At 62.3% G+C, this 24,432-nt stretch carries 27 protein-coding genes, 1 pseudogene and 1 riboswitch; of the genes and pseudogenes, 14 read left to right on the top strand and 14 right to left on the bottom strand.

Translation table 11 applies throughout. The features are described from left to right. Positions 1-118 (top strand): annotated as a pseudogene (locus EN885_RS29515) (IS630 family transposase); the annotation flags it as partial. Positions 119-226: 108 nt separating this feature from the next. On the opposite strand, the gene EN885_RS29510 reads toward EN885_RS29515, so the two are convergent. From EN885_RS29510 to EN885_RS29495, 4 genes are all read right to left on the bottom strand, one after another. Further along, positions 227-1,159, bottom strand: coding sequence for a glycosyltransferase family 2 protein (locus tag EN885_RS29510; protein ID WP_128243821.1), 933 nt, complete (start codon positions 1,157-1,159; stop codon positions 227-229). A gap of 342 nt (positions 1,160-1,501) precedes the next feature. After that, the gene (locus tag EN885_RS29505) at positions 1,502-2,494 is read right to left on the bottom strand and encodes a glycosyltransferase family 2 protein (protein ID WP_128243822.1); all 993 of its coding nucleotides are present in this window, start codon (positions 2,492-2,494) and stop codon (positions 1,502-1,504) included. Positions 2,495-2,717: 223 nt separating this feature from the next. Next, positions 2,718-3,332 (bottom strand): methionine biosynthesis protein MetW, encoded by a 615-nt coding sequence (gene metW, locus EN885_RS29500; protein ID WP_127288532.1) that lies wholly within the window; start codon positions 3,330-3,332, stop codon positions 2,718-2,720. A gap of 115 nt (positions 3,333-3,447) precedes the next feature. Beyond that, positions 3,448-4,617 carry a homoserine O-acetyltransferase gene (locus EN885_RS29495; RefSeq protein WP_128243823.1) on the bottom strand — a complete coding sequence of 390 codons (1,170 nt, stop codon included), beginning with the start codon at positions 4,615-4,617 and terminating at the stop codon, positions 3,448-3,450. 120 nt (positions 4,618-4,737) lie between these two features. Further along, positions 4,738-4,815: riboswitch (SAM riboswitch) on the bottom strand. A 140-nt stretch (positions 4,816-4,955) separates the two neighbouring features. Between EN885_RS29495 and hisC the strand changes: the two genes are divergently transcribed. Both hisC and EN885_RS29485 read left to right on the top strand, forming a co-directional pair. Then, positions 4,956-6,065 carry a histidinol-phosphate transaminase gene (gene hisC / locus EN885_RS29490; RefSeq protein WP_095485949.1) on the top strand — a complete coding sequence of 370 codons (1,110 nt, stop codon included), beginning with the start codon at positions 4,956-4,958 and terminating at the stop codon, positions 6,063-6,065. Between the two features lie 21 nt (positions 6,066-6,086). Continuing rightward, a complete protein-coding gene (locus EN885_RS29485) occupies positions 6,087-7,022 on the top strand; it encodes a prephenate/arogenate dehydrogenase family protein (protein WP_206072959.1) in 936 nt (311 codons plus the stop codon). 21 nt (positions 7,023-7,043) lie between these two features. Here the strand turns inward: EN885_RS29485 and EN885_RS29480 are convergent, their stop codons facing one another. Then, positions 7,044-7,970: a sugar kinase gene (locus EN885_RS29480; RefSeq protein WP_127204687.1), complete on the bottom strand. Its 927-nt coding sequence runs from the start codon at positions 7,968-7,970 to the stop codon at positions 7,044-7,046. 56 nt (positions 7,971-8,026) lie between these two features. After that, positions 8,027-9,025 carry a DUF2125 domain-containing protein gene (locus tag EN885_RS29475; protein WP_126104729.1) on the bottom strand — a complete coding sequence of 333 codons (999 nt, stop codon included), beginning with the start codon at positions 9,023-9,025 and terminating at the stop codon, positions 8,027-8,029. Positions 9,026-9,145: 120 nt separating this feature from the next. On the opposite strand from EN885_RS29475, the gene EN885_RS29470 reads away from it, so the two are divergent. Then, the gene (locus EN885_RS29470) at positions 9,146-9,694 is read left to right on the top strand and encodes a gamma-glutamylcyclotransferase (protein ID WP_095485953.1); all 549 of its coding nucleotides are present in this window, start codon (positions 9,146-9,148) and stop codon (positions 9,692-9,694) included. 82 nt (positions 9,695-9,776) lie between these two features. On the opposite strand, the gene EN885_RS29465 is transcribed toward EN885_RS29470, so the two are convergent. Continuing rightward, on the bottom strand, positions 9,777-10,757 hold the full coding sequence (locus EN885_RS29465) for a zinc-binding dehydrogenase (protein ID WP_128243824.1): 981 nt from the start codon (positions 10,755-10,757) through the stop codon (positions 9,777-9,779). A gap of 169 nt (positions 10,758-10,926) precedes the next feature. Between EN885_RS29465 and EN885_RS29460 the strand changes: the two genes are divergently transcribed. The 3 genes from EN885_RS29460 to EN885_RS29450 all read left to right on the top strand — a co-directional run bounded on the left by EN885_RS29460 (position 10,927) and on the right by EN885_RS29450 (position 13,757). Beyond that, positions 10,927-11,895, top strand: coding sequence for a helix-turn-helix domain-containing protein (locus EN885_RS29460; protein WP_095485955.1), 969 nt, complete (start codon positions 10,927-10,929; stop codon positions 11,893-11,895). A 152-nt stretch (positions 11,896-12,047) separates the two neighbouring features. Next, entirely contained in the window at positions 12,048-12,995 is a 948-nt protein-coding gene (locus tag EN885_RS29455; protein ID WP_128335242.1) for an aldo/keto reductase, read from the top strand. 144 nt (positions 12,996-13,139) lie between these two features. Further along, the gene (locus tag EN885_RS29450) at positions 13,140-13,757 is read left to right on the top strand and encodes a LysE family translocator (RefSeq protein WP_128243825.1); all 618 of its coding nucleotides are present in this window, start codon (positions 13,140-13,142) and stop codon (positions 13,755-13,757) included. A gap of 24 nt (positions 13,758-13,781) precedes the next feature. Here the strand turns inward: EN885_RS29450 and EN885_RS29445 are convergent, their stop codons facing one another. Further along, positions 13,782-14,576, bottom strand: coding sequence for a 1-acyl-sn-glycerol-3-phosphate acyltransferase (locus EN885_RS29445; RefSeq protein ID WP_095485958.1), 795 nt, complete (start codon positions 14,574-14,576; stop codon positions 13,782-13,784). Positions 14,577-14,657: 81 nt separating this feature from the next. Then, a complete protein-coding gene (locus EN885_RS29440; RefSeq protein ID WP_095485959.1) occupies positions 14,658-15,569 on the bottom strand; it encodes a LysR family transcriptional regulator in 912 nt (303 codons plus the stop codon). Between the two features lie 106 nt (positions 15,570-15,675). Here EN885_RS29440 and EN885_RS29435 point away from each other — a divergent pair, with 106 nt between their 5' ends. From EN885_RS29435 to EN885_RS29425, 3 genes are all read left to right on the top strand, one after another. Then, positions 15,676-16,227: a carboxymuconolactone decarboxylase family protein gene (locus tag EN885_RS29435; RefSeq protein WP_128243826.1), complete on the top strand. Its 552-nt coding sequence runs from the start codon at positions 15,676-15,678 to the stop codon at positions 16,225-16,227. A gap of 116 nt (positions 16,228-16,343) precedes the next feature. After that, positions 16,344-16,814, top strand: a complete 471-nt coding sequence (locus EN885_RS29430) for a DUF1348 family protein (RefSeq protein WP_095485960.1) — start codon at positions 16,344-16,346, stop codon at positions 16,812-16,814. Between the two features lie 13 nt (positions 16,815-16,827). Further along, positions 16,828-17,454: a pyridoxamine 5'-phosphate oxidase family protein gene (locus EN885_RS29425; RefSeq protein WP_128243827.1), complete on the top strand. Its 627-nt coding sequence runs from the start codon at positions 16,828-16,830 to the stop codon at positions 17,452-17,454. Between the two features lie 14 nt (positions 17,455-17,468). Here EN885_RS29425 and EN885_RS29420 read toward each other — a convergent pair whose 3' ends face one another. From EN885_RS29420 to ftsE, 3 genes are all read right to left on the bottom strand, one after another. Next, a complete protein-coding gene (locus EN885_RS29420) occupies positions 17,469-18,191 on the bottom strand; it encodes a YdcF family protein (protein WP_127288543.1) in 723 nt (240 codons plus the stop codon). A gap of 77 nt (positions 18,192-18,268) precedes the next feature. Beyond that, the gene (locus tag EN885_RS29415) at positions 18,269-19,258 is read right to left on the bottom strand and encodes an ABC transporter permease (RefSeq protein WP_127288544.1); all 990 of its coding nucleotides are present in this window, start codon (positions 19,256-19,258) and stop codon (positions 18,269-18,271) included. Beyond that, entirely contained in the window at positions 19,251-19,910 is a 660-nt protein-coding gene (ftsE, locus tag EN885_RS29410; protein ID WP_010911739.1) for a cell division ATP-binding protein FtsE, read from the bottom strand. The genes EN885_RS29415 and ftsE overlap by 8 nt, the downstream gene beginning before the upstream one ends. 192 nt (positions 19,911-20,102) lie before the next feature. On the opposite strand from ftsE, the gene EN885_RS29405 reads away from it, so the two are divergent. From EN885_RS29405 to EN885_RS29395, 3 genes are all read left to right on the top strand, one after another. Then, the gene (locus EN885_RS29405; protein ID WP_128243828.1) at positions 20,103-20,744 is read left to right on the top strand and encodes a hypothetical protein; all 642 of its coding nucleotides are present in this window, start codon (positions 20,103-20,105) and stop codon (positions 20,742-20,744) included. Between the two features lie 25 nt (positions 20,745-20,769). Next, positions 20,770-21,312 (top strand): hypoxanthine phosphoribosyltransferase, encoded by a 543-nt coding sequence (hpt, locus tag EN885_RS29400; RefSeq protein WP_128243829.1) that lies wholly within the window; start codon positions 20,770-20,772, stop codon positions 21,310-21,312. Between the two features lie 272 nt (positions 21,313-21,584). Continuing rightward, the gene (locus EN885_RS29395) at positions 21,585-21,956 is read left to right on the top strand and encodes a response regulator (RefSeq protein ID WP_095485966.1); all 372 of its coding nucleotides are present in this window, start codon (positions 21,585-21,587) and stop codon (positions 21,954-21,956) included. A 20-nt stretch (positions 21,957-21,976) separates the two neighbouring features. Here EN885_RS29395 and EN885_RS29390 read toward each other — a convergent pair whose 3' ends face one another. Then, the gene (locus EN885_RS29390; RefSeq protein WP_095485967.1) at positions 21,977-22,927 is read right to left on the bottom strand and encodes a DMT family transporter; all 951 of its coding nucleotides are present in this window, start codon (positions 22,925-22,927) and stop codon (positions 21,977-21,979) included. 228 nt (positions 22,928-23,155) lie between these two features. Here EN885_RS29390 and EN885_RS29385 point away from each other — a divergent pair, with 228 nt between their 5' ends. Continuing rightward, complete coding sequence (locus EN885_RS29385; protein ID WP_095485968.1) at positions 23,156-24,013, top strand: LysR substrate-binding domain-containing protein; 858 nt, start codon at positions 23,156-23,158, stop codon at positions 24,011-24,013. 13 nt (positions 24,014-24,026) lie between these two features. On the opposite strand, the gene EN885_RS29380 is transcribed toward EN885_RS29385, so the two are convergent. Further along, complete coding sequence (locus tag EN885_RS29380; protein ID WP_128243830.1) at positions 24,027-24,395, bottom strand: glyoxalase superfamily protein; 369 nt, start codon at positions 24,393-24,395, stop codon at positions 24,027-24,029. Positions 24,396-24,432 lie beyond the last annotated feature (37 nt).

The following is a 24,432-nucleotide window of genomic DNA, read 5'->3' as shown; positions in this document are numbered from 1 at the left end:
TCAGAAACGCACCATCGAGGACACTTGGCGACACATCGGCCATCTCGTCGCAACGATCGAACCCGGCGAATGCAAGAACTACTTCGCAAACGCCGGGTACGCTTCCGTCAAAACGTGAAAGACTCTAGAGCAATTCCAGGAAAAGTGCGGAGCGGTTTTCCGTTCGGAATTGCGTAAAAACAAATACTTAGAGCGGTTCGGCGTTTCCGTGAAACGATGAAGTGCTCTAGGCCGGCCGCGCGCCATATTTGGTGCGGAACTCATCGTAGAGATCACGACGCCAGCGCCGGCCGCCGACATAGCCGCGCAACAGTTGCGGCAGCGAGTAGCCGAGCGCTTTCGACGACCGGTTGGCCAGATAGCCGGCAAATGCCTGCGAAATCCTGCCCTTAATCGTATCGGCGATGATCTGCCGTGCGATCATGTAAGGCGGAATGTCGGGATAACGGTCGATGATGTAGGGATGTTTGCAGATCAGGTTTGCGTAGGCTTCGACATAGCCGTCGCGTTGTCGTGAAATCGAATTCTCCGAATTGTACTTTTTCCAGTCGACCTCTTCGGACAGTTGCGCGCCACTGCGCCCGGCGAAGCGCAACAGCAACTCGCGATCCTGCATCCGTGCGATGTCGCTGTCATAGCCGCCGATCGCCAGCAAGGCCTCGCGCCGGGCGGTGATCGCCGACCCGGCTATGAAGATCGTCTGCGCGACCAACGCCCTTTCCAGCGTGTTCCGTGTCAGGAACGCGCCGCGATTGATGCAGTTGCTGCTGCGATCGCCCTTCAGGGACACGAACGAACTGATGAGCACTTCAAGCGTCGGATTCTCCTCGAACCACTCCAGCGTCCGCTCCAGCCGGTTCGGCAAGTAGACGTCGTCGGAATCCAGGAATGTCACCACAGGCGCCCGCGCTCGTTCGATGCCGGCATTGCGGGCGGCGTTGGCGCCTCGCCATTTCGCGCCGACATAAATAAGGCGAGGGTCGCGGATGGCAGCCAGCGCCGCTTCCGTGCCATCGGTCGAGCCGTCGTCGACAACAATGTGCTCGAAGCGGGTAAGATTCTGCGCAAGCACGCTCTCCACGGCGCGCAAGACCGTGCTGCGCCGGTTGTGGGTCGGCGTGATCACCGTGATGAGGGGAGCAGGGTCCATCTCGGGCATGTCGCCTCAGCTACGCCCCGCGTTCCATAGCCATCGAATGGATTGGATGTTCGTTTCCATGCCCGCCCCAGGATTGCGTTCGATTCGACGCTACAAAAAACAAGCGATCGTGTCATCACAAAGTATTGAGGCGGAACTCGTAGGACATTGGCTAATTCCTGCTCTCGCTAGAGCAATTCCAGTAAAAGTGCGTAGCGGTTTTCCGTCCGGAATTGCGTAAGAACAAATACTTAGAGCGGTTCGGCGATTCTATCAAAAGCTGAACCGCTCTAGCTGTGAGCCATTTGGCGGCCGCTCTCTGACCAACTCAAAGAAACGACCGAAATCGGAACGCGGCAGCAGCTAGCTATGTCCGACATAGTCAGGCACGACTTCGATTTCGTCGCCAACGAGACCCGCAGCGAAACTGAATTGGCCCCAAAACGCCAAGCTGTAGAATGCCAGACCGACTACCAGGGAAAATGGAATTTGCCAAAGCGGCATGCCTGTCTGGCGGGCATGGCCGGTTACGCGTCGCATTGTGCGCCATGACATGGTGCACCATCGGCTGAACGACTTCACAATCCGCTGCGTGCGGCTGGGCGACTTCAGCTCTACAAACTTCCGGTCGGCATCGCGGCCCGTTACCAACGCGCGCCAGCAAAAGAACCGCCAACCACGTGGCGAGTAATGATAGACGCGTGCGTTGACGTTCAGAATTCTATGGCCTTCACGTCGAAGTTCATTCGTCAGCAGAGTGCATGAAACCTTGAATCCATTGTGTTTCGCAAAAGGATGGCTGACAATCCAGTCGCGTCGAAAGGCACTGTTATTGGCGTTGATCGCTCGCTTGGAAGCAAATCGTGCATCCCCCTGAGGCATAGGGAAAAACCAAATCAGCGCGAATGTCCTTGAAAAGAAATCATCGTATGAAAGATATGTATATCCGTTCACGCAAATAATTTCAGGATCTTGAAACGGATCAAGAAGAGTTGTGAGCCAGCCCGGTTCTGCCACGGTATCCGAGTCCATGAAGATGATGATATCTCCATTGGTTGACAGGATGCCGTTGTTCTTAAGATCGTAATATCGACCGCCTGGGCAAGCGGTGAAGATCAGGTCGGCAACCTGTTCCAACTGTGGTGCTTCATTTGTGATACTGCTACGCAGCGAGGCGGCGTCCGCATCTCGCCCGCCGTGGGAGATGATAACCTGCGGCCTTGCAAGACCAGCTGACGAAACCACGGCGATTTCGCGAGCCAAGGCAGTCAACCCAACGCCGATCTCGTCCCAGTCGATCGACTTGGCGTTATCCATTTCCACAACGAGTGAATAGGTTGGCTGTCCTTCAACCATCTTTGCACCGAAAATTTACCAGAGGCCAAGCGACTATAGTCGTCGCGGCCCGCGAAGATACTGGTTCCGGTTAGTTATGCAAAGGCACGCCTACTGATCAAGAAACACCGCAGTCCTCGGAGCGACCTGAGTTCTTGTCCATGTCTTAGCCCGTCGGTAAATCGGCTTGCAAACAGCCTTCGGCACTTCAACCGTCAGGGGCCGACGAAGGGGCGAACAACAGCTATCGCTTCAGCAAGAACACCGCTTGCTGGCCGAAGAAATTCCAGAACCACCACGGCATCGACAGACCGATTTTCTGGCCATTGGCGTCGAGCGCGGTTGCCTTTTCCACCGTTGCGCCGAGCTCATCGCAGAGATTGACGAAGTCGCGGATGGTGCAGAAATGGATGTTGGGCGTGTCGTACCAGGAATAGGGCAGGTCCTTGGTCACCGGCATCCGCCCGTCGAGGAACAGCGAAAGGCGCACTCGCCAGTGGCCGAAATTGGGGAAGGAGACGATGGCGTGCTTGCCGATCCTGAGCAATTCGTCGAGCACCAGCTTCGGGTTGCGGGTGGCCTGCAAGGTCTGCGACAGGACGACGAAATCAAAACCCTTGTCGGGATAGAATTTGAGGTCCTTGTCGGCGTCGCCCTGGATGACGGACAGGCCGCGCGCCACGCATTCGTTGACGCCGCGTTGCGACAGTTCCATCCCGCGGCCGTCGACCTGCTTCGTCGCCTGCAGCAATTCGAGCAGCAGACCATCACCGGAGCCGACGTCTAGCACCCGCGCCTGCGCCGGGATGAGACCGGCGACGACTTCGAGGTCGACGCGCTGGGCGTGGTTGACACTCATGATCGTGCCTTTTGGTTAGCGCATGATCCTGATCCGAAAAGTCTGCAACTTTTCGGGGTCATGCGCTGATGCCTCGAGCATGATGCCGATCCGGAAGGCCTGCAATCTTCAGAGGTCATGCGCTGAGCCCCCTGGCGCGGGCCGCCGAGGCGATGAAGCCGTTGATGGCGGCAAACAGCTCCGGCTCGTTGAGCAGGAAGGCATCGTGGCCGCGGTCGGTCTCGATCTCGACAAAGGACACCGAGGCGCCGGCCGCGTTCAGCGCGTGAACGACCGAGCGGCTCTCCTCGGTCGGGAACAGCCAGTCGCTGGTGAAGGAGACCAGGCAGAAACGGGTCTTGGTGCCGGCAAAGGCGTCGGCCAGCCGGCCGCCATGGTCGGCGGCGAGGTCGAAATAGTCCATCGCCCGGGTCATGTAGAGATAGGAGTTGGCGTCGAAGCGGTCGACGAAGGTCATGCCTTGATGGCGCAGATAGCTCTCGATCTGGAAGTCGGCGTCGAAACCGAAGGTGAGCGCTTCACGATCCTGCAGGTTGCGGCCGAATTTCCGGTGCAGGGCGGCCTCCGACAGATAGGTGATGTGAGCGGCCATGCGCGCCACAGCCAGTCCCTTTTCCGGGCGCTTGCCCTGTTCGAAATATTTGCCGCCATGCCACTCCGGGTCGGCCATCACCGCCTGCCGGCCGACCTCGTGGAAGGCGATGTTCTGCGAGGAATGGCGCGCGCCGGTGGCGATCGGCAGTGCCGAGAAAACGCGCTCCGGGTAGCTCGACGCCCATTGCAGCACCTGCATGCCGCCCATTGAGCCGCCGAGAACCGAAAACAGTTTTTCGATGCCGAAATGGTCGACCAGCATCAACTGCGCCCGCACCATGTCGCGGATGGTGATGATCGGCAGGTCGAGCCCGTAGGGTTTGCCGGTGGCGGGATTGGTCGAGGCGGGGCCGGTGGAGCCGAGGCAGCCGCCGATGACGTTTGAGCAGATGACGAAGAAGCGGCTGGTGTCGATGATCTTGCCGGGGCCGATCAGCACCTCCCACCAGCCCGGCTTGCCGGTCACCGGATTGGTGCTGGCGACATGCTGGTCGCCGGTCAGCGCATGGCAGACGAGGATGGCGTTGGAGCGGGCGTCGTTGAGCGTGCCGTAGGTCTTGTAGGCAATCTGGAACGGTGACAGCAGCGTGCCGGCGTCGAGCTTGAGCGGCTTGTCGGCATCGAAACGCAACACCGGGCTCGACGGCTCGTCGGCCTCGTTGTTGGTTCTTTTAGTGCGCAGCGCGACCATCGCATCCTCTTACATCAACCCATCGCGCTTTTCCGAAAATCGATACCGATTTTCGGGTCGATGCGATTGTCCGGCCGGCTACGGACAACAAAAAACCGGCATCGCCTTCGCAAAGCCGGTTACAGGATGCAAACGGCCCTTTAGCGAGTTGTTTAACGTGGCTGCAAGCCGACCGGCCAAATCACCACGGGATTTCGCCTTTCTTCTAGGACCGGCGCGCCTCGGCGTCAACGGCCAGTCGCTCACCGACAGTTGCCGCCTCTCGACATTCCAGGCCACGGCTTGTATTTCCGCTGCGGCTTCCCCAGGCGGAAGCGTTCTCGACGGATTTTTGCAATATGAACCAGGCATCGGATCAGGCACGTCCAACGCCCCGCGCGGGGATCATGGACATCGAAGCCTATGTGCCGGGCAAAAGCACGGCACCGGCCGGCGTTGCCAAGGTCCATAAATTGTCGTCAAACGAGAACCCGCTCGGCCCCTCGCCGAAGGCGATAGAAGCCGCGCGTGACGTCGCGGCCAAACTCGACATATATCCCGATGGCACCGCCAGGCGCCTGCGGGAGGCGATCGCCGAGGTGCATGGCCTCAACCCTGCGAACATCGTCTGTTCCAACGGTTCCGATGAGATTCTGGGCCTGCTTGCGCAGACCTACCTCGCGCCCGGCGATGAAGCTGTCATCACCGAACACGCCTTCATGGTCTACAAGATCTACATCCAGTCGGCAGGTGCTGTCCCGGTGTCGGTCCAGGAAACCAATGAGCGCGCCGACGTCGATGCGATCCTCGCTGCGGTGACGCCGCGCACCAGGATCATCTTCCTCGCCAATCCCAACAACCCGACCGGCACCTATTTGCCGTTCCAGGAGGTGCGCCGCCTGCATGCCGGCCTGCCTCGAAACGTGCTTCTGGTGCTGGATGGCGCCTATGCCGAATATGTCCGCCGCAACGACTATGAAGCCGGCGTCGAACTGGTGGCTGGCGCGGAAAACGTGGTCATGACCCGCACCTTCTCAAAGCTCGGCCTCGGCGGCGCGCGGATTGGCTGGATGTACGCGCCGATGCATATCATCGACGCGATCAACCGTGTGCGGGGTCCCTTCAACGTCAACGCGACGGCGATCGAGGCCGGCATTGCAGCGATCCGCGATCGTGCCCATGTCGAGCGCAGCGTGGCGCATAACGAGACCTGGCTGTCATGGGTGAGCGAGGAATTGACCAAGCTCGGGCTGCGGGTGACGCCGAGCGTCGGCAATTTCGTCCTCATCCATTTTCCCGAGGACAAAAAACATTCGGCGGCAGCTGCGGACGATTACCTCTCCGCGCGCGGCTACATATTGCGGCGCGTCTCCGGCTACGGCTTCCCGAATGCACTGCGCATGAGCGTCGGCACCGAAGAGGCCAATCGCGGCGTTGTCGCCGCACTCACGACATTTCTGAAAAGCTGAAACCCCCGAAAAGCTGAAACAATGACATCACCGATGTTCGAAAAGATCGCGCTGGTCGGCATCGGCCTGATCGGCTCGTCGCTGGCCCGCGTCATCCACCGCGAAGGTCTTGCCCGTCACGTCGCCATCTCGACGCGCAGCGAAACGACGCTGGCGCGGGCGAGGGAGCTCGGCCTCGGCTCCTCCTACACGATGGATGCGAAAGAGGCGGTCCGCGATGCCGACCTGGTTATCGTTTCGGTGCCGGTCGGCTCTTCGGGCGAGGTCGCCGAGGAAATCGCACCAGCGCTAAAGCAGGGCGCCATCCTCACCGATGTCGGCTCGACCAAGGCATCGGTCATTGCGCAGATGCAACCGCATGTGCCTGATGGCGTGCATTTCATCCCCGGCCATCCGTTGGCCGGCACTGAAAAATCGGGCCCGGACGCCGGCTTTGCCGAACTGTTCGAAAACCGCTGGTGCATCTTCACGCCGTTGCCCGGCACCGATCCGGACGCGCTAGAAAGACTCTCGGAATTCTGGCGCCGCTGCGGCTCCAACATCGACACGATGGATCCCCAGCATCACGACATGACACTGGCCATCGTCTCGCATCTGCCGCACATCATCGCCTACAACATCGTCGGCACCGCCGACGACCTGGAGTCGGTGACAAAATCCGAGGTCATCAAATATTCGGCCTCCGGCTTTCGCGACTTCACGCGCCTTGCCGCTTCCGACCCGACCATGTGGCGGGATGTCTGCCTGCACAACAAGGATGCCATCCTCGAAATGCTGGCGCGGTTCTCGGAAGATCTGGCCTCGCTGCAGCGGGCAATCCGCTGGGGCGACGGCGAAAAGCTGTTCGACCTGTTCACCCGCACCCGCGCCGTCCGCCGCTCGATCATCGAGGCCGGCCAGGACATCGACGTACCGGACTTTGGCCGCCAGGCGGTCGAGCATCCCGCAAAGCAGTAGCCTGTCTCGACCGCCAGGCCGTTAGTCCGCCGGCCAGTGAGCCGCCATCATGGCCAGCGTCTCGGCCCTGTCCGGCGCGCCCAGCCTGCCGCCGAAGCGCAGGCATTTGAGCGCGGCGGCGGCGCTGGCAAAGCGTAATGTCCGTTCGATCGGCATCGCCTCCGCCAGCCCGACGGCAAAGGCGCCGTGAAATACGTCGCCGGCGGCAAGCGTATCCACTGCTTTGATCCTTGGCGCCGCGACATGGCGCACGGAACCCGCCGAGCGGTCGAACCACCAGCTTCCCGCAGCGCCGCCCGTCACCGCGACAAATGCATCGATGCGTCCGGCCAGCGCTTCACAGGCCCTTTGCGGGCCTTGCTCCTCGCCGCAGAGGATGAACGCTGCCGGCTCCGACGCGACGACGTGCGAGGCCAGCGGAAACAGACGTTCCAGCACGTCCCGTGGCGCGGTGTCGGCGTCCAGTATGGCCGGACGGCCGATTGCGCGCGCCGCCGCCAGCGCCACAGCTGCTGCGCCCGGCCAGCGCACGTCGACCAGGACGGCGTCGAATGCGGTGAGATCTTGGGTGGGGAGCGCCTCGGGGTCGGCCTGGGCGAGCTTGTCATAGAAAGGAACGATGATGCGCTCGCCATGCGTGTCGACCAAGATGGCCGACAGTGCCGACCGCGCGCCGCTGACGCGCCGGACAAAGCTGCAATCGACGCCCTCGGCCTCGATCCCGGCGACCAGCTGATCGCCGACGGAGTCGTCCCCCGCGCTCGCCCACAGCGATACGTCCGCGCCGAGGCGGCGCGCGGCGCAGGCCGCGCTCGAAGCCATGCCCGAGGCGATCTGGACGCCGTCGGACGCGATGAACTTGCCCTGACGTGTCGGAAGCGTGTCGACGCGAAGGATCGTATCGAGCGTCAGCGCGCCAACACTCAGGAGCTTCACCGGGCTGTTCATTTATCTTCCTGTTTGACCGTGATCTTTTCCGAACTGGAGGATTCGCAATCATGGGTCTAATCGACCGGTTTGATCCTGCCCAGCGGGATAAAACCGAGCGAGGCCTTGCCCTTGACGATCTTGAGGGGCATCGACGGTTCGTTGCCAAGCAGCGCCAGCCCGGCAAAGCCGGTTTTGATCTGGCTCTTCTGCTCGGGAATGGCCTTGCCGAGGATGGCCGCCACGGCCTTCGGGTCACTGAGCTTGATCATCAGGTCGGCGTCGATCAGCCCATCGGCATCGACCGAAACTGGTCCGGAGACGGTGACGCGCGCGGTCCCCGACGATAGATCGAGCTTGCCGATATCGACCGCCTGGCCGCGCAAGCTCCTTGGCTGCGTCTTGATCAGCGCCACGCCGTTCTTCAGCGTCACGTCGCCGCTGCCGTCGAGCGGCGGCAACACGCGGCCATCGATCGCCCCTGGATCGATTTCGAGATCGGTAAAACTCCCGGCATAGTCGATGTCCTGACCGTTCGGACGCAATTGTCCGGCCGCCGTCCCGGCGCTGAACAGCTCGACCGGATCTGTGCCATCCGCCGGATCGGTCTGGCCGGACAGGCCCTCTGCCTCCAGTGAAACGCCCCGGGGCAGCGGCCAGGACAATTTCAGGTTCGCTCGCAGATTATCCCAGTCGATCCACAGCGGCGTCATCCCCGGGGCTGAGGTCCTGAGCGGTCCGCGCAAGTCGGCGCCAGGCGACAGGATTTGGGTGATGTGCGTAACCGCGTTGAGACTGCCGAGCGAGGCTGCGACGTTCCTGGTGTCGTCCTGATAAGCCAGACTGTCGCAGGAAATGGCGAAGCTCGAGGGATAGCCGCTAACCGTGAGATTGGCGCAGTCCGCCTCGATGCCATTGCCGTTGAGCTCGGTGACTGCTTTGGCGGCTTCGCTCTTGACCTTGTCTGCCAGGTAGAACCAGCCGGCGCTGTAGAGGCCGAACAGCACGACGATGAAAGCGCCAAGCCAGAAGAGGCGGCGGCGAAAATTCGGCGGGCGCTCGTCACTTGACGTCATGCTGCGGCTCTCGTTAACGCGTGTTGCAGAGGGGACTGTCGTTTCCGGCAACATCGGGTAGACGGAGACGGATTTTAAAAACACCGATTCCAGTGCGGTGCTGCAACCAGGCTTGGCGATATGGGCGATTTTTGGGTTTTTGGCTACGGCTCGCTGATCTGGCGGCCGGGATTTGCGCATGTCGAGACGCGGCGCGCGCGTCTTCACGGCTATCGCCGGTCGCTGTGCGTCTACTCCTTCGTGCATCGCGGCACGCGCGAACGACCCGGGTTGGTGCTCGGCCTCGACCGTGGCGGCTCCTGCATCGGGCTGGCTTTCCGCGTCCCCGGCGATCTGCGCAACGAGGTCATCACCTATCTGCGCGAGCGCGAGCTGGTCACCAATGTCTATCTCGAGCGCACACTTAGCATTCGCCTCGACAATGACGGTATGAACGTGGGCGATACGAACGGGGGCGAGATTGTCCCGGCGGTCGCCTATGTTGTCGACCGCACCCACGAGCAATATGCCGGCGCGCTCGATGCGGCGGATGCCGCGACCGTCGTTCGCGGCGCCGTCGGCCAGTCAGGAAAGAACGAGGACTACGTGTCCAGCACGCTGGAGCACCTCGAGGCGCTGGGGATCCGCGACCACTGGCTGGAAGAGGTGGCGAAACGGATCGGGTCGTGATCGCTTTCGCTGTTGACCATGATCTTTTCCGAAAACCGGTTCCCACTTTTTCGCTGACCTTCGGTTCGGGTGATGGTCCGGGCTACATCCTGAAAATCTGTTTTCCGAGATCGGCGCGGTCCAGGCTGTTTGTCACGGCGAGCTTGAACTCCGACAGCGGATGGATGCCGCCGACAGGGACATGGAAATCGGGTTGGCCGAAGGTATCGACAATCTCGTGCAACACTGGCCGGTCGGCTTCGACAGGCGGCGAAAAGAAGTAGCGGTAGATATTTGCCCTGATCTCGACGCCGCTCAGCAGCACGTCGAAATTGTGCAGTTCGAAACGCTCGGCGCTCATGCCGCCATTGATGACCATCTGCCCGCCCATCGCGAGGGCGCGGATCAATTCGCCACTGACGGGTCCGCCGACATTATCGATGATCCCGTTCAGCCCGGCGCCATCGGTCATTTCCATGACTGCTTCCCTGATACCGACCTTCAAACCAGACAGATCGAGGATGGCCGTGGCACCAAGTCCCTTCAGGTCGAGCCTGTCGTGGGAGCGTCGCACAAGCGCGATCACCTTGATGCCGCGCCGTTGGGCAAACTGCATCACCATCGTCGAAACCGATGAATAGCCGGCCGTGACGGCCAGCCACTGTCCAGGCTGCACGCGGGAGTCCGGCAAGAGGTCCCAGGCGGTGATGGGATTCACCATCTGCCCGGCGCGTTCGAGCGGATAGTCGGCGGGCAGCGGGATCAGCCATTCGGCCGGAACGGCCGCATATTCGGCCCAGCTGTCGTAGTAGCTGAACGCGACAAGCGTGCCCGATTTCAAAGCGACGTTCGCGCCAACGGCCTCGACAACGCCGGCGCCATGGTTTCCGGCCACCTGCCGGGGGAAATGCGGCTTCTTCGGTTCGGGGTAGAGGTTCTGAATGAACAGGAAGTCGCCAGGGTTGACCGAGGCGGAGACCATCTTGACCAGCACCTCGCCGTCGCCAATTCGCGGCATGGGCAGGTCGCCGAGATAGAGCACGTCCCGCGGCGAGCCGATTGCGTCGAATACAATTGCTTTCATCTTGGTCTCCAGTAACGGCGGATCTGGGGCTAGCAGCCTGGACGTCACCAGATTGCAGCACCGGTGTTTGCATCGGTGTCGCGGAACCTAAGGTCGCTGGCAAAAATCGGAATTGGCAGATTTGACAATCTATATGCTAAACTTGCCATAGCTGTTCAAAGGAGGCATCTTGGACAACCGCCCCCTCCATGCCGTGATCTGGCTGCCGTCGACCTTCTATTCGGCCGTCGCCGCGACACTTGTCGAAATGTTCGAGCTGGTGAACACCATTCGCGGCGCGCCGGCGATTTCCTTCGAATTCGTGGCGCGGCAGGCTGACGCCACGACGACGCCTGGGATCTCCTTTCACACCAGACGCGAGCCCTCGCAGCGCATGGACCTGCTGATCCTGCTGGCCATGCCCGGCATGCAAATCCCGGAGCTTGTTGCCGCGCTGGAGGAAGAGAGCCGCCACGCCGCACCGCTTATCGCAAGCGCGCAGCGCGACGGCGCCATCATCGCCGCGCATTGCGGGGCCGGTTACTTCCTGGCAGACGCCGGTCTTCTCGACCGAAAGCGCGCGACGATCTCCTGGTGGCTGAAGACGGATGCCCAGCGCCGCTTTCCAAAAGTGCGGTGGGACGCTTCACGTGTGCTGATCGGGGACGGACGGATCTACACTTGCGGCGGCGGCTTTTCAGGCCTGGAGCTCGGCAAGGCGCTTCTGCGCGATCTTGGCTTCGCCAGGGAGGAGCGCCTGGTTCGCAAATTGCTGGTGCTGCCACCGTCGCGGCAGATCCAGACACCTTACGAGTTCCCGCTCGCCGATCTGCCGCCTACGCAAGAGGCGTTCCGCGACCGGCTCGAAGCCTTGTCCAGGAAACAGCTCGGAGCGCTCGACCTTGCGTTCCTTGGTGCGCAACTCGGTCTGTCGCCGCGAACGCTGGCGCGCCGGTTTTTCGATGAATTGCACACCACTCCCGGCCGATGGATTCAGGACCGGCGCCTTGAGGCCGCGAAAACACTTCTTGAAAGCACCAAGCTCGGCATTGCCGAAATATGTTACCAGGTCGGATACCGGGATACGGCGTCATTCAGCCGGCTTTTCAACCGCGTGGTCGGGTTGCCGCCTGGTGAATACCGGCGCCAAAGCCAGTAGACATCGGCTGGAACGTCGAGCGCGGCGGTCGCGCCTTTGTGAAGGCTGGCTGGTCGGAAAAGTTGGCCAGGCCTTTGACGTTGCCACGCCGCGACATAGGTTAAGCGAGGGCTTCTCGCCCCCATTCTTTCCATTCCCCACGGAGATCAGTCTTGCAGAAACGTCGTCTCGGTCAAACCGACCTGTCCATCGCGCCGCTGGTTCTAGGTGGCAACGTCTTCGGCTGGACCGCCGACGAGAAAACCTCTTTCGACCTGCTCGACCGCTTCGTCGGCGCCGGCCTCAACGCCATCGACACCGCCGATTCCTATTCGCGCTGGGTTCCCGGCAACGAGGGCGGCGAATCCGAAACGATCATCGGCAAATGGATGAAGAGCCGTGGCAACCGCGACGAAGTCGTGGTGATCACCAAGGTCGGATCGGATATGGGGCAGGGCAGGAAAGACCTCTCCGCCGCCTATATCGAGAAGGCCATCGATACGTCGCTGATGCGGCTGCAGACCGATGTCGTCGATCTCTATCTGTCGCACTGGCCGGACCCGACCACTCCCTACGAGGAGACGCTCGGCGCCTACGAAAAGCTGCTCGCCAAGGGCAAGATCCGCCACGTCGGCGCCTCCAATCTCGATGCCGGCCAGTTGCGCGCCGCGCTCGACGTGGCAAGCCTGCGGGGCCTGCCGCGCTACGCGGTGCTGCAGCCGGAGTACAATCTCTATGACCGCGCCGCCTTCGATGGGCCGCTCCGCGATCTGTGCATGGCGGGGGATATCGGCGTCATCACCTATTTCAGCCTCGCCAAGGGGGTTTTGAGCGGCAAGTACCGCAGCGAAGCCGATCTCGGCAAAAGCGCGCGTGGCGACGACGTGAAGACCTATCTGAACGTGCGCGGCATGCGCATCCTGGCGGCACTCGACGCGGTGTCGGCGCGTCACTCGGCCAAGCCGGCGGACGTGGCGCTCGCCTGGGTGATTGCGCGGCCCGGCGTCACGGCGCCGATCGCCAGCGCCACGACGCTGGACCAGGTCGACAGCCTCGTCCGCGCCGTATCGTTGAATCTCAGTCCTGACGATATCGCCGATCTCGACAGCGCGAGTGCATAGAAGCTAGCGCGAAGCGGCGGCCGCTCAAACGCCAGCCAAGGATCGTGCGCGGCCTGCGCCGGACGGCTCCGCACGATCGTTCAAGACGCCCTGGTCTGCCCTGCCATACGATTGGTCGCATCGCGTCGGGATACTGGTATACAGATGGCCGAACAGGTCTTTTCCCATCCGGAACTATGGCAGCAATTGCTCGCGCTCATCCTGGCATCGGCGGTCGTGATGGGCAGTCCGGGGCCGGCGACGATAAGCGTCACCGCCGTTGGTGCGGCCTTCGGTCTGCGCGATTCGCTCCGCTACGCCTCGGGCATTATCCTTGGCACGGTCGCCGTGCTTTTGGTCGTGGCGACGGGCATCACGGCCATGCTTGCCTCTGTGCCGAGGCTCACACCGCTTTTGGCGGTGGCATTCGCAGCCTACATCCTCTACCTCGCCTTCAAGATAGCAACGGCTCCGCCTCTGGCTGCGCGTACCGGCGGGGCGGCACTTCCCACCTTCCTGGGCGGGTTTCTTCTGGCCGTCGCCAACCCGAAAGCCTATGTGGCGATTGCCGCCGTGTTCGCCGGCACGTCGGCCGCCGGTGAGCTCGATGCAGGGCTCAAGCTGGCGGTCCTCGTCTCGATGATCGTCGCCATCCATGTCATTTGGCTTCTCGCCGGTGCCGCGTTTGCGCGCTTTCTGCGCAAACCGCTGGCCTCGCGGATCATCAATCTGACGTTTGCGGCGACACTGCTTCTGACCACGGCGCTGGCCGTGATTCCCTAGGGATCTGCCGGTCAGACGGGCGGTTCAGGCCAGGTTATCGGGGGCCAATTCCCTCAGCCGCTTCACCGCCGTCGGCGGCATGGGCGGCGGGTTCGGCGCACGGGACGCATCGACGAGCAGCTGGTCGCAGGCGGCTTCCGTCTCGCCGATCAGCCGTTCCATGAATTCCTGCTTGTCCAGCCCCGGCGGGATCGGCGGCAGGAACCGGGCCTTGATCGTGCCGGGATAGCGCAGGAATTTCCGCCGCGGCCAGTAGAGGCCGGCGACATGGGCGACCGGCACCACCGGAATGCCAAGCTGCGCATAGATCTCGACGATGCCGTATTTGTAGGCCGGCTCGTCGCCCGGCGCCCGGCGTGTGCCCTCGGGATAGATGATCAGCTGGCGGGGATTGCGCGCCAGCTCCTGTTTGGTCGCGGCGACCACCGCTTTCAACGCCTTCGAGCGGCTGCCGCGGTCGACCGGGATCATCCGCATTTTCAGGATGTACCAACCGAAGAACGGGATCCAGGTCAGTTCCCGTTTCAGGATGTAGATCGGATCCTGCAGGAAGGGGAAGAAGGCGATCGCGTCCCAGAAGGATTGATGCTTGGGCGCCAGGATGAAGGAACCCTCGGGCAGGTTTTCCTGGCCGGTGATCTCGCTTTTGGTGCCGGCGATCTTGTCGTAGAGCCACATGCTGGTGCGCGACCAGAATTTCGGCACGAACCAGGCGCGGTGGCGCGGCGACAGGAAATAGTACGGAGTCCAGATGATCATCTGGACGATCAGATTGACGTAGAAGACGAGGTTGAACGCCAGCGAGCGGATATGGAGCATGTGGGAAGTGCCCGGTGAGGAGGTGTGCGTTGGTTACACCAAGCGCAGGTAAAAAGGAAACGGTGCGAAGGCCCCTGTTCGTCAGGCCTGCCATGTCGCTTGCACGAGCCGCGTCTTCAGGCGTGGGGCGGCGAAGTCGAGGAACGCACGCAGTTTCACCGGCAGCAGACCTTGGCCGGCATGCACGAGGCTGACCGGCCATGGCTGCGGCTCGAATGCCTCCAGCACGGTGCGGAGTGTGCCGGACCGCACCGCAGCAGTGATCTGATAGGAAAGCACCCTCGTTATGCCGACGCCGGCAATCGCGGCATCGATCGCCGCTTCCGCGGTGTTGACCCGAAGCCGTGAGCGGATCGGAACAGGGAGTTCGGTCTTGCCGGTGGCAAAGGTCCACGTGGCGGGAGCGGTGAGCCCCTCGAAGGTGATGCAGCTGTGTGACGCAAGGTCTTTCGGGGTCTCCGGCGTGCCGCGCTCGGCCAGATAGGCCGGCGTCGCGCAGACAACGCGCCGGATCGAGCCGATACGGGTGGCCACCAGGCTCGAGTCGGGAAGCTCGCCTATGCGGACGGCGAGATCGATGTGCTCCTCGGTCAACTGGGTTATCCGGTCGGCGAGCATCAGGCGAATAGCCACGTCGGGGTAGACGGCGAGGAAGCCGGTGACGACCGGCAGCACATGCAGGCGGCCAAAGACGATCGGCGCGGTGATGATCAATTCGCCCGTCGGGGCGCTGTATTCACCGGCGGCGGTCCGCTCGGCCTCGCCGACCTCGTCGAGAATGCGATGGCAGGCAGCGAGATAGGCATGACCCGCGTCGGTCAGCGTCAGCTGGCGCGTCGAGCGGTTCAGGAGACGCGTCTTCAGATGCCGCTCCAGGTCGGAGACCTTGCGGCTGACCGTCGCAAGCGGGATGCCGAAACGGCGTCCGGCGGCCGAAAGGCTGCCGGCCTCCACAGCGGCGACGAAAAGCGACATAGCCTCGAGGCGATCAATGCTTCTCCCGGAAAATGGAAGGATTGATTGCAAATATGACAGCTACATCCAAAACATGGAAGGGGCCATGTTTGACGGCGAAGCTGATCAACGAGAAGGAATGCCGATGCCCCGTATCCCTACACCCGCGTCCATAGAGGCCGCGCCTGCTGCGTCGCGGCCGATGCTGCATGCCGTCGAGAAGCAACTCGGCGTCGTCCCAAACCTCTTCAGGCTCGTTTCCAATAGCCCGGCTGCGCTTGAAGGCTATCTCGGTCTGTCCGGAGCGCTTGCCAAGGGCCGCCTGCCCGCGCCGACGCGCGAGCGCATCGCTCTGGCGGTCGCCGAGATCAACGGCTGCAGCTACTGCCTTTCCGCCCATACCTATCTCGGCAAGAACCTCGCCAAGCTTGACGATGCCGAGATGGTCGCCAATCGTGCGGGCGGGTCCAACGATCCCAAGGCCGCCGCGGCCGTGCTTTTCGCCGCCAAGATTGCGCGCGACCGCGGCCATATCGGTGACGAGGATCTCAGCGCCGTCAGGCTCGCAGGCTACGACGATGCGCAGATCATCAAGATCGTCCAGCATGTCGCTCTCAATGTCTGGACCAACTATGTCAATGAGGTTGCCAGGACGGAGATCGACTTTCCGGTCGTTTCTGTCCGCAAGGCAGCCTGAAATTTCAGCGACCAGTGTGTCGGTTTTGGAAAATCCGATGCTCAAACAAAAGAGATAGAGCGGCGGTACGGTTCGACTTGAAAGCCCGCCGCTCTAGCCCATCACAAGGAGTTCCCATGTCTGAAAGCCGCCCGCCGCTCCCGCCATTCACCGCCGAGACTGCCGCACAGACGGCACGCATGGCGGAGGATGCGTGGAACTCCCGTGATCCGACACGGGTCGCGCTTGCGTACACAATCGACAGCCGCTGGCGCAATCGGGCCGAATTCCTGCAAGGGCGCGACGCCATCCAGACCTTCCTCACACGCAAATGGGATCGCGAACGCGACTACCGGCTCATCAAGGAGGTCTGGGCGTTCCGCGACAATCGTATCGCCGTGCGTTTCGCTTATGAATGGCACGACGACAGCGGCTCGTGGTTTCGCAGCTACGGCAATGAGAACTGGGAGTTCGATGAACATGGATTGATGCGCTTGCGCATCGCCAGCATCAACGACCTGCCGATCCACGAGGCCGACCGCAAGTATCATTGGCCGCTTGGCCGCCGGCCGGACGATCATCCCTCTCTGTCGGAGCTCGGCCTTTGAAGGAGGCTTTTCCATGAATGCTCACGTCTTCACCAGCGATGTCGCCTTTACCCCAACCGTCAAGGCGATCCAGGCCCGCAAAGGCTCACGAGACGCCTATGCCCGTGTCGAGGAGCGTGGCGGCTGGCAAGCTGATATCACGCCCGATCTCGCCGCTTTCATCGAGGCGCAAACCAGCATCTTCTTGTCGACGGCCAATGGTGAGGGCCAGCCCTACATCCAGCATCGCGGCGGGCCGGCCGGCTTCCTCAAGGTGCTCGACGAGCGGACGATCGGCTTCGCCGATTTCTCCGGCAACAGGCAATTCATCACCCAGGGCAATCTGGACGACAACCCCCGCGCATTCCTGTTCCTGATCGACTATGCGCACCGGCAGCGCATCAAGATCTGGGGCAACGCGCGTGTCGTCGAGGACGACGCCGAACTGATGGCGAAGCTGATGCCGGAAAGCTACAAGGCGCGCCCCGAGCAAATCATCCTGTTCACGGTTTCGGCCTGGGATTCCAATTGCCCGCAGCACATACCACAGCGTTTCGAAGCAGCCGATGTGGCGGCGGCGCTGGCCGAACGGGACAATCGTATCGAACGTCTCGAACAGGAGATCGCGCGCCTGCGCGGAGCCTCTAGCGCCAAGGAATGATACCGCTGCCGGTTTCAGATCGGCTCAGCAGCCTCGGCCAGCGCGATGCCGGTTGGCGTTGGCTTCACCGGCACGATGCCCCGCGCCAGCGCCAGCAGATATTTGTTGTATTCGGTGAACAGCACGCGCAGCGCCCTGGGCTTGGTCAGCCAGCCGCCATTGCCAAGATTGCTGTTGACCACCGGATAGGGTTCGAGCTTGGCCTTGTGCAGCAGCCGGCCCATTTCCAGCAGGCTGCGCGGCATGTGATAGTTGTTGGTGACGAGGATCACGGTGCCATAGGCGTGGTCCTCAACCCATTTGGCGCTTTCCTCGGCATTGCCGATCGTGTCGAGCGCGGCGCGGTCGATGTCGACGCAGCAGGAAAACAGTTTCTTGTCGCCACGGGTCGCGACCTGAAGCTGGCGGCGGCTGGCGGAAGGATGCACGCCGCTGATCAGCAGCCGCTCGCCCTTGCCGGACGCAAGCAGACCCATGGCGGCGTCGAGACGCGAATGGCCGCCGGTCAGCACGATGATGGCATCGGCTTTTGCCGGATTGGTAGGCGTCGCGAGACGGCTGACGGTGTTGGCGAACCAGCCGAAGCCGCCGGCAAACAGCGTTGCCAGCACGAGCAGAAAGAAAGCGGAGATGCGCAACGCGCCCGCCAATCGGCTGGGCTTGGCGCGCTCGCGGGAGCGCGTAATTACCAAGGGCAACTGTCCAGCCATTCCGCTCGAGTCGCGCGCGTCCATCATCGTATCGTTAACCCCGAAATGCGGCGTTTAGTAGGTGAAAAAGCACACATTACGTTACGCTAATTCTCTATCCGTGATCACCCCGCGTCGGGTTGGCGGACATCGATGTCGCTGAGATAGGTGACGACGGTGACATGGGAGGTTGCCGCCGTCAGCGCACCGATGACCAGCACCATGAGGACGACGCCGAAATAGCCTGCCGAACCGATGGCGAAATTGCCGAACAGTGCGGTTGCCTGATCGGCCTGCGGTGTTGCCATGTTGCGCGATGACCACCATGAGAAGACGATGAAGACGAGCACCGCCGCCGCACCCCCGGCGGCTGCGCCCTTCATGCCGGTAACAAGAAAGTGGTGGCGGAATTCGCGCGCGATGAAGCGCGCTTCGGCGCCGACGAAATGCAGCACCTCGATGATGTGGCCGTTGCCGGCCATTGCGCCGCGCGTCGCAAACACCACGGTCAGCACGGTTGCCGACAGCATCAGCGCCAGCACGGCGATGCCGATGGTCACCGTGGTGCGGGCCATGGCCACCAGCCGGTCGACCCAGGTGCGATGGTCGTCAAGCGAGGCACTAGGCAGTTTCGGCGTGATCGCGGCGCGCATTGCGGCGAAATCGGGCGGGTTGCTCTCGTCTATGGTGACGATGATCAGACGCGGCACCGGCAAGTCGTCGATATTGAGACCCGAGCCGAGCCATGGCTCCAGTAGCCGCGCCGTGGCGTCGCGGTCGACGATCCTGGCGCTCTTGACGCCAGGAAATTCGCCGGCGATCTGCGAGGCCTGGGCAAGCGCTGCCTCCATGTCGAGGCCGTCTATCGGCTTGATCTGGATCGTCGCCTCGCGTGAGATCTGGTTCTCCCAGACCGAGGCGGTATCACGCACCAGCGTCACCGCGCCGAAGGTCAGACAGGAGAGGAACGTCATGATGGCGATGACCAGGACCAGCGCCCGGCCGGCGATGTTCTGTGCCGGCACGATCGGCGCCATCTTGCGCTGAACGCGCTGCGTCGTCCCCGCCCTCTCGGCGTGTTGGTCTTCGGCGTGTTCAACGGAAAGGTTAGTCATAGATATCCAGCCTTCCGCCGGCCAGGATCATGCGCCGTGCATCGACCTGTTCCATCAGGCCGAGGTCGTGGGTTGCAATCACCACTGCGGTGCCCAGCCGGTTGAGTTCGATGAACAGCCGCAACAGGCGCCGCGCCAGCGGCGGGTCGACATTGCCGGTCGGCTCGTCGGCAAGCAGGATCTCGGGCTGCTCGATCAGCGCCCTGGCGATTGCGGCGCGCTGCTTCTCGCCGCCCGACAGCACCGGCGGCAGCACATGCATGCGCTCGCCAAGGCCGACCCATTTCAAGAGCTCGGTCACGTCGGTGCGATAGCTCGCTTCCTCGCGCCCGCGTACCCGCAACGGCAAGGCCACATTCTCATAGGTCGTCATGTGGTCGAGCAGGCGAAAGTCCTGGAACACCACGCCGATGCGCCGCCGCAGATGCGGCAGCTCCGTGCGCGAGATGCGCGAGCGGTCCTTGCCGAAGATGGTGATCAGCCCGCGCGTCGGCTTGAGCGACATGAACAAAAGCCGCAGCAGTGTCGTCTTGCCGGCGCCCGAAGGGCCGCTCAGGAACTGGAAGGAGCGCTCCGGTATGTGCAAGGAAATGTCGCGGAGGATTTCCGGACCCATGCCATAACGGAGGCCGACATTTTCGAAGCGGATCACGTTCGACGACCTGAAACTTGCGGCGGCGACGAGCCAGCCTTCTCTGAGAAAAGACCATCGGCCGGCATGGTTAACCGGCGGTTAATTCTGGGTTTTTTTGGGCGCGTCACAAGGGTTCCGATGGGGAAGCGTTAACCATTTCCGTTTACGCAAAAGAAACGAAGAGCGAACAAGTGCTGCAGTGCTGGGGCCGTGATGGCTGAGGATCGAACCGCGCGCCCGGTTTCCGGCGAAATCATGGCCGACACGGCCGGCCCGGAACGCATCATGCGTGATCCAGCCGGTGACATCGTCGACGCCGACTACGAGGTGCTGCCGCGCTTTACCGGCAGCATGGAACCTTCACCACCGCTTTCGCGTGTGGTCGCCACGCCAGCGATCGAAGGCATGGAGATGCTGCGCAAGCCCGAAACCGCTACGGGACGGCCGCTGATGTCGCGCGGCGGGCCGATCTTCTGGATCGCCGGCCTCAGTGCCGCGTTTGCAGCCTTCTGGATCTCGGGCGGCCACGCGCTGGTGCGCCAGGCGCCGCTTCTTCTCGCGGCCCAGGAAACGGGCGCTGCACTCACCATTTCAGGCGTCACGTCGCGTATCGATGCGTCCGGGCCGGAACCTGTCCTGTTCGTCGGTGGTGAGGCCGCGAATGACGGCGCCGGCCCGTCGCCGTTGCCGCCGCTGGAGATCCGGGTCACCGGCAATGACAGGCGCACAATCCGCTATACGCTGGGGACATTTAACCGTTCGCTGGCGCCCGGCGAAAGATTTGGCTTTTCCAGCCGGCTCGACGTGCCTAGAAACGGGGTCAAGACCGTTTCGGTCACCTTCGCCAACTAGGGCGATCATTCTGGAAGGCGGCCAAATGCCAGTCGTGCGCGGCAAGGATATCGAGGTTCTGTTTTCGGCGTCGGCGATTGCCCGCCGCAATCTGGAGCTCGCCAAGGAGATCGCCGGGCACGACTATCAGGACCTTTTGGTGATTTCGGTGCTGAAAGGATCGTTCATTTTCGCTGCCGATCTCATCCGCGCCATGCACGATGTCGGCCTGTCGCCCGAGGTCGAGTTCATCTTCATCTCCAGCTACGGCGCCGGCACCACCAGCGGCGAGGTGAGGGTGCTGCGCGATATCGACAATGAGGTCGCCGGCCGCGACGTGCTGTTGATCGACGACATCCTCGAATCCGGCAAGACGCTGTCCTTCACCCGCGACCTGATGCTGTCGCGCGGCGCCAAAAGCTGCGCCATCGCCGTGCTGCTCGACAAGCGCATGCGCCGCCAGACCGCGCTCAACGCCGACTATGTCGGTTTCGATTGCCCCGACTATTTCGTCGTCGGCTATGGCATGGATGTCGCCCACGCCTTTCGCGAACTGCCGTTCGTCGGCGTCGTCAAGGGCGACGCCTAGGGTGTGTTGATATTCAGGTGAGGCCGGCCTGCAAACAGCGGCTTCCTGCGCTTCCGGTGCTCACGTACCCAAAAGTACGCTCCGCTCCGGTTCTCGGAAGCCGCTGTTTTCGACTCGGCCTGACCTGAATCTCAACACACCCTGGTGCTCGATCCCGGTGCGCGGGCTTGGAATCGCTGTACGCAACTTTTCGATGCGGCGCGCTCCGGATTTCTCCCTGATCGCGTTTGCGGTTCAGGAAAAGTCAACTTTTCCCCGCCAAACATTCCGCTATGGCAAAGCTCCTGATCGTCGAGGACGATGAATCCGTCCGCACTCTCGCCGCTCGTGCGCTCGAACGCGCCGGGCATATGATCGACATCGCCGCCGACGGCGCGCAAGGGCTTGCCCTGATCCGCGCGGCACGTGGCGGCTACGATCTTGTCGTCTCCGATATCCGCATGCCGGAGATGGACGGCATCGCGATGGCCAAGGCGGCGGCGTCGCTTTTCCCGGCGATGAAGATCTTGCTGATGACCGGCTATGCCGATCAGCGCGAGCGCGCCGAGGAATTGAATGGCGTCATTGTGGACGTTGTGCAGAAACCGTTCACGCTGGCCGAAATCCGCGCGCGTGTCGAACAGGCGCTCGCCTGCTTTGCCTAGAGCCTAAGGCCTGACCGCGGTCAGGCCGGATCGCAGGTCGCCGCGATTGCCGGCGCGCTGCTTCGGCGCCGGCTGGCATCGAGCGCGAACAGACCGGCGCCGATGATGAGCGCAGCGCCGACGACGGTGGTCGATCGCGGCACTTCGGCAAAGAACAGGAAACCCCACAGCGGCGACCAGATGATGCCGGTATACTCGAAGGTGGCGACGCTGTTGGCGGGCGCCAGCCTGTAGGCTTGCGACAACAGGATCATCCCGGCCGAGGCGACGAAGCCGCAGGTTGCCATCTTGAGGAAATCGATTGGCGTCGGCCAGATCCATGGCCTGACCAGGAATTCGAGGCTTGGATGCGTGGCGTGAGCTATTCCTGCCAGCCAGAACAGCCCGGCGACCAGTGCAGCGCCCAAGAGGTAGACGCCATTCTGATAGAACGCCATGACCGTGGACGATTCGGTGTCGCCGATCTTGCGGGCCATCAGCTGCGAAAAGCCGTACAGCACCGCTGAGGCCAGCGACAGCAGCGCCGCCCAGTCGAACAGCCCGGCGCCGGGCCGCAGCATCACCAGCACGCCCAGCATCCCGACCATGACGGTGACCAGCGTCTGCCATGCCACCCGTTCGCCGAGATAAGGGCCGGCAAGCGCCATGATGAACAGCGGTGCCATGAAATAGAGCGCCACCGCGTCGGCAAGCGGCAGGGCGGCGATTGCCAGGTAGTAGACCGTGTAGGAGGTGAACAGGATCAAGGCGCGCATCGTCAGCATGCGAAAACGCTTCGAAAAGATCGCGCTGAGCCCGACATCGACATGAACGAGCACGAGAAGAATGGGCAGGGCGACGATCGAGCGGATCGCCATCACTTCGGTCACCGGGTATGTGCCCGATACGGCCTTGATCAGCGGATCCTGGAGCGAGAACACCAGAACGCCGAGGCAAAGACTTGCCATGCCGAGAACGATCCGGTTCTGCATGTCGTTCAACGGGCTCCTTGCATGTGCGGCCCGAAAGCCGGGCCTGCGGTTTGGGCAAAAAGAACCCGCCACCGTTTCGGGCAGCGGGTACGAGTGAGGACTCTGTATTGGTCCGCGGCCGATTTCGCAGCCGCATATCCAATGGGTGAAGCAACTATCATCCGACGTTTGACATGTTGCAAACGAATTGGAATGATGCCAGCAATCAGATTTTCTTATGGCGAACAAATGAAGTCCACGCTCGACAGCGATCTGCTGCGCACCTTCGTCGCGGTTGCCGATACCGGCAATTTCACCAAGGCAGCGGAGCAGGCCGGCCGTACCCAGTCGGCGGTTTCGATGCAGATGAAGAGGCTCGAAGGTGTGGTCGGCGACAGCCTGTTCGAGCGCGGCTCGCGTGGTGTGGCGCTGACCCGCCGCGGCGGCGAACTCATCGTCAACGCCCGCCGGATCATATCGCTGCTCGACGAGACGGCGGCATCGATGGTCGCGGCGCCGCTTGGTGGGCCGGTGCGCATCGGCATCCCGGAGGAATATGGCCACGCCATCCTGTCGCGCGCGCTCGGCGCCTTTGCCAAGCGCCATCCTCAGGTCGAAGTCACCGTCCGCTACGCGCATTCCGGCGCGCAGATCGCGGCGCTCGCGGCCGGCGAGCTCGATCTGGCGGTGGTGTTCGAGTGGCAGGATCTCTTCGGCGGCGAGGTGCTGATGCATGATCCGACCGTATGGGTGACGTCGGAGCTTCACCACATGCATGAGGAGCGGCCGGTGCCGATCGCGCTCTACAACCGTGCCGGCTGGTGCAAGGATTTCGCGATAAAGTCGCTGGAACAGCGCGGTCTAGCCTATCGTGTCGCCTATACCAGCGATACCAATGGCGGACTACGGCTCGCCGTCACGTCCGGGCTGGCGATTGCGCCGATCTCGCGCAGCAACATCCCTGCCGGCTGCCGCGAACTTACGGCCGCCGACGGGTTCGGCGACATCGATTCCTCGAACGTGGTTTTGCGGCGCAATCCGAATGCTTCCGGCGAGGCGATCGACGGCATGCAAGAGGCGATCCGCGAGGCGTTCACCAATCGCTAAAGCCTGGCAGCCGCTATGCGACGTTTTCGTAGAAGGTCAGCCGATTGCCGAACGGATCGCCGACGGTGACCTCCCTTGTCTGCCAAGGTGTCTCTTCCACTCCCGGCCTGGCAAAACGGTACTTCTTCGCTATCAGTTCGCGGTGCAGCGCCGCGATGTCGCCCGCTTCGACGCGGATATGAGCGCCCGGCGCGCCGTCGCCGTGATGTTCGCTCAGATGCAGCACGCAACCATCGCGCGAAATTCCCATATAGAGGGGAGCGTTGTCGTCGAAGCGGTGCTCGAACTGCACTTCGAAACCGAGCAAGCCGACATAGAATTCATGCGCCTTGGCGATGTCGAAGATGCGCAGGATCGGAGTGACGGCGCCGAGTTTCACCATGGTAGTCTCAATGGTTCGATGCTTGAGGCGATAGAAG

Origin of the sequence: Mesorhizobium sp. M6A.T.Cr.TU.014.01.1.1 (assembly GCF_004022765.1) — a bacterium.
Lineage (GTDB): Bacteria > Pseudomonadota > Alphaproteobacteria > Rhizobiales > Rhizobiaceae > Mesorhizobium > Mesorhizobium mediterraneum.
The sequence above is the reverse complement of the archived record's forward strand: the minus strand, read 5'-3'. Positions and strand labels throughout refer to the sequence as shown.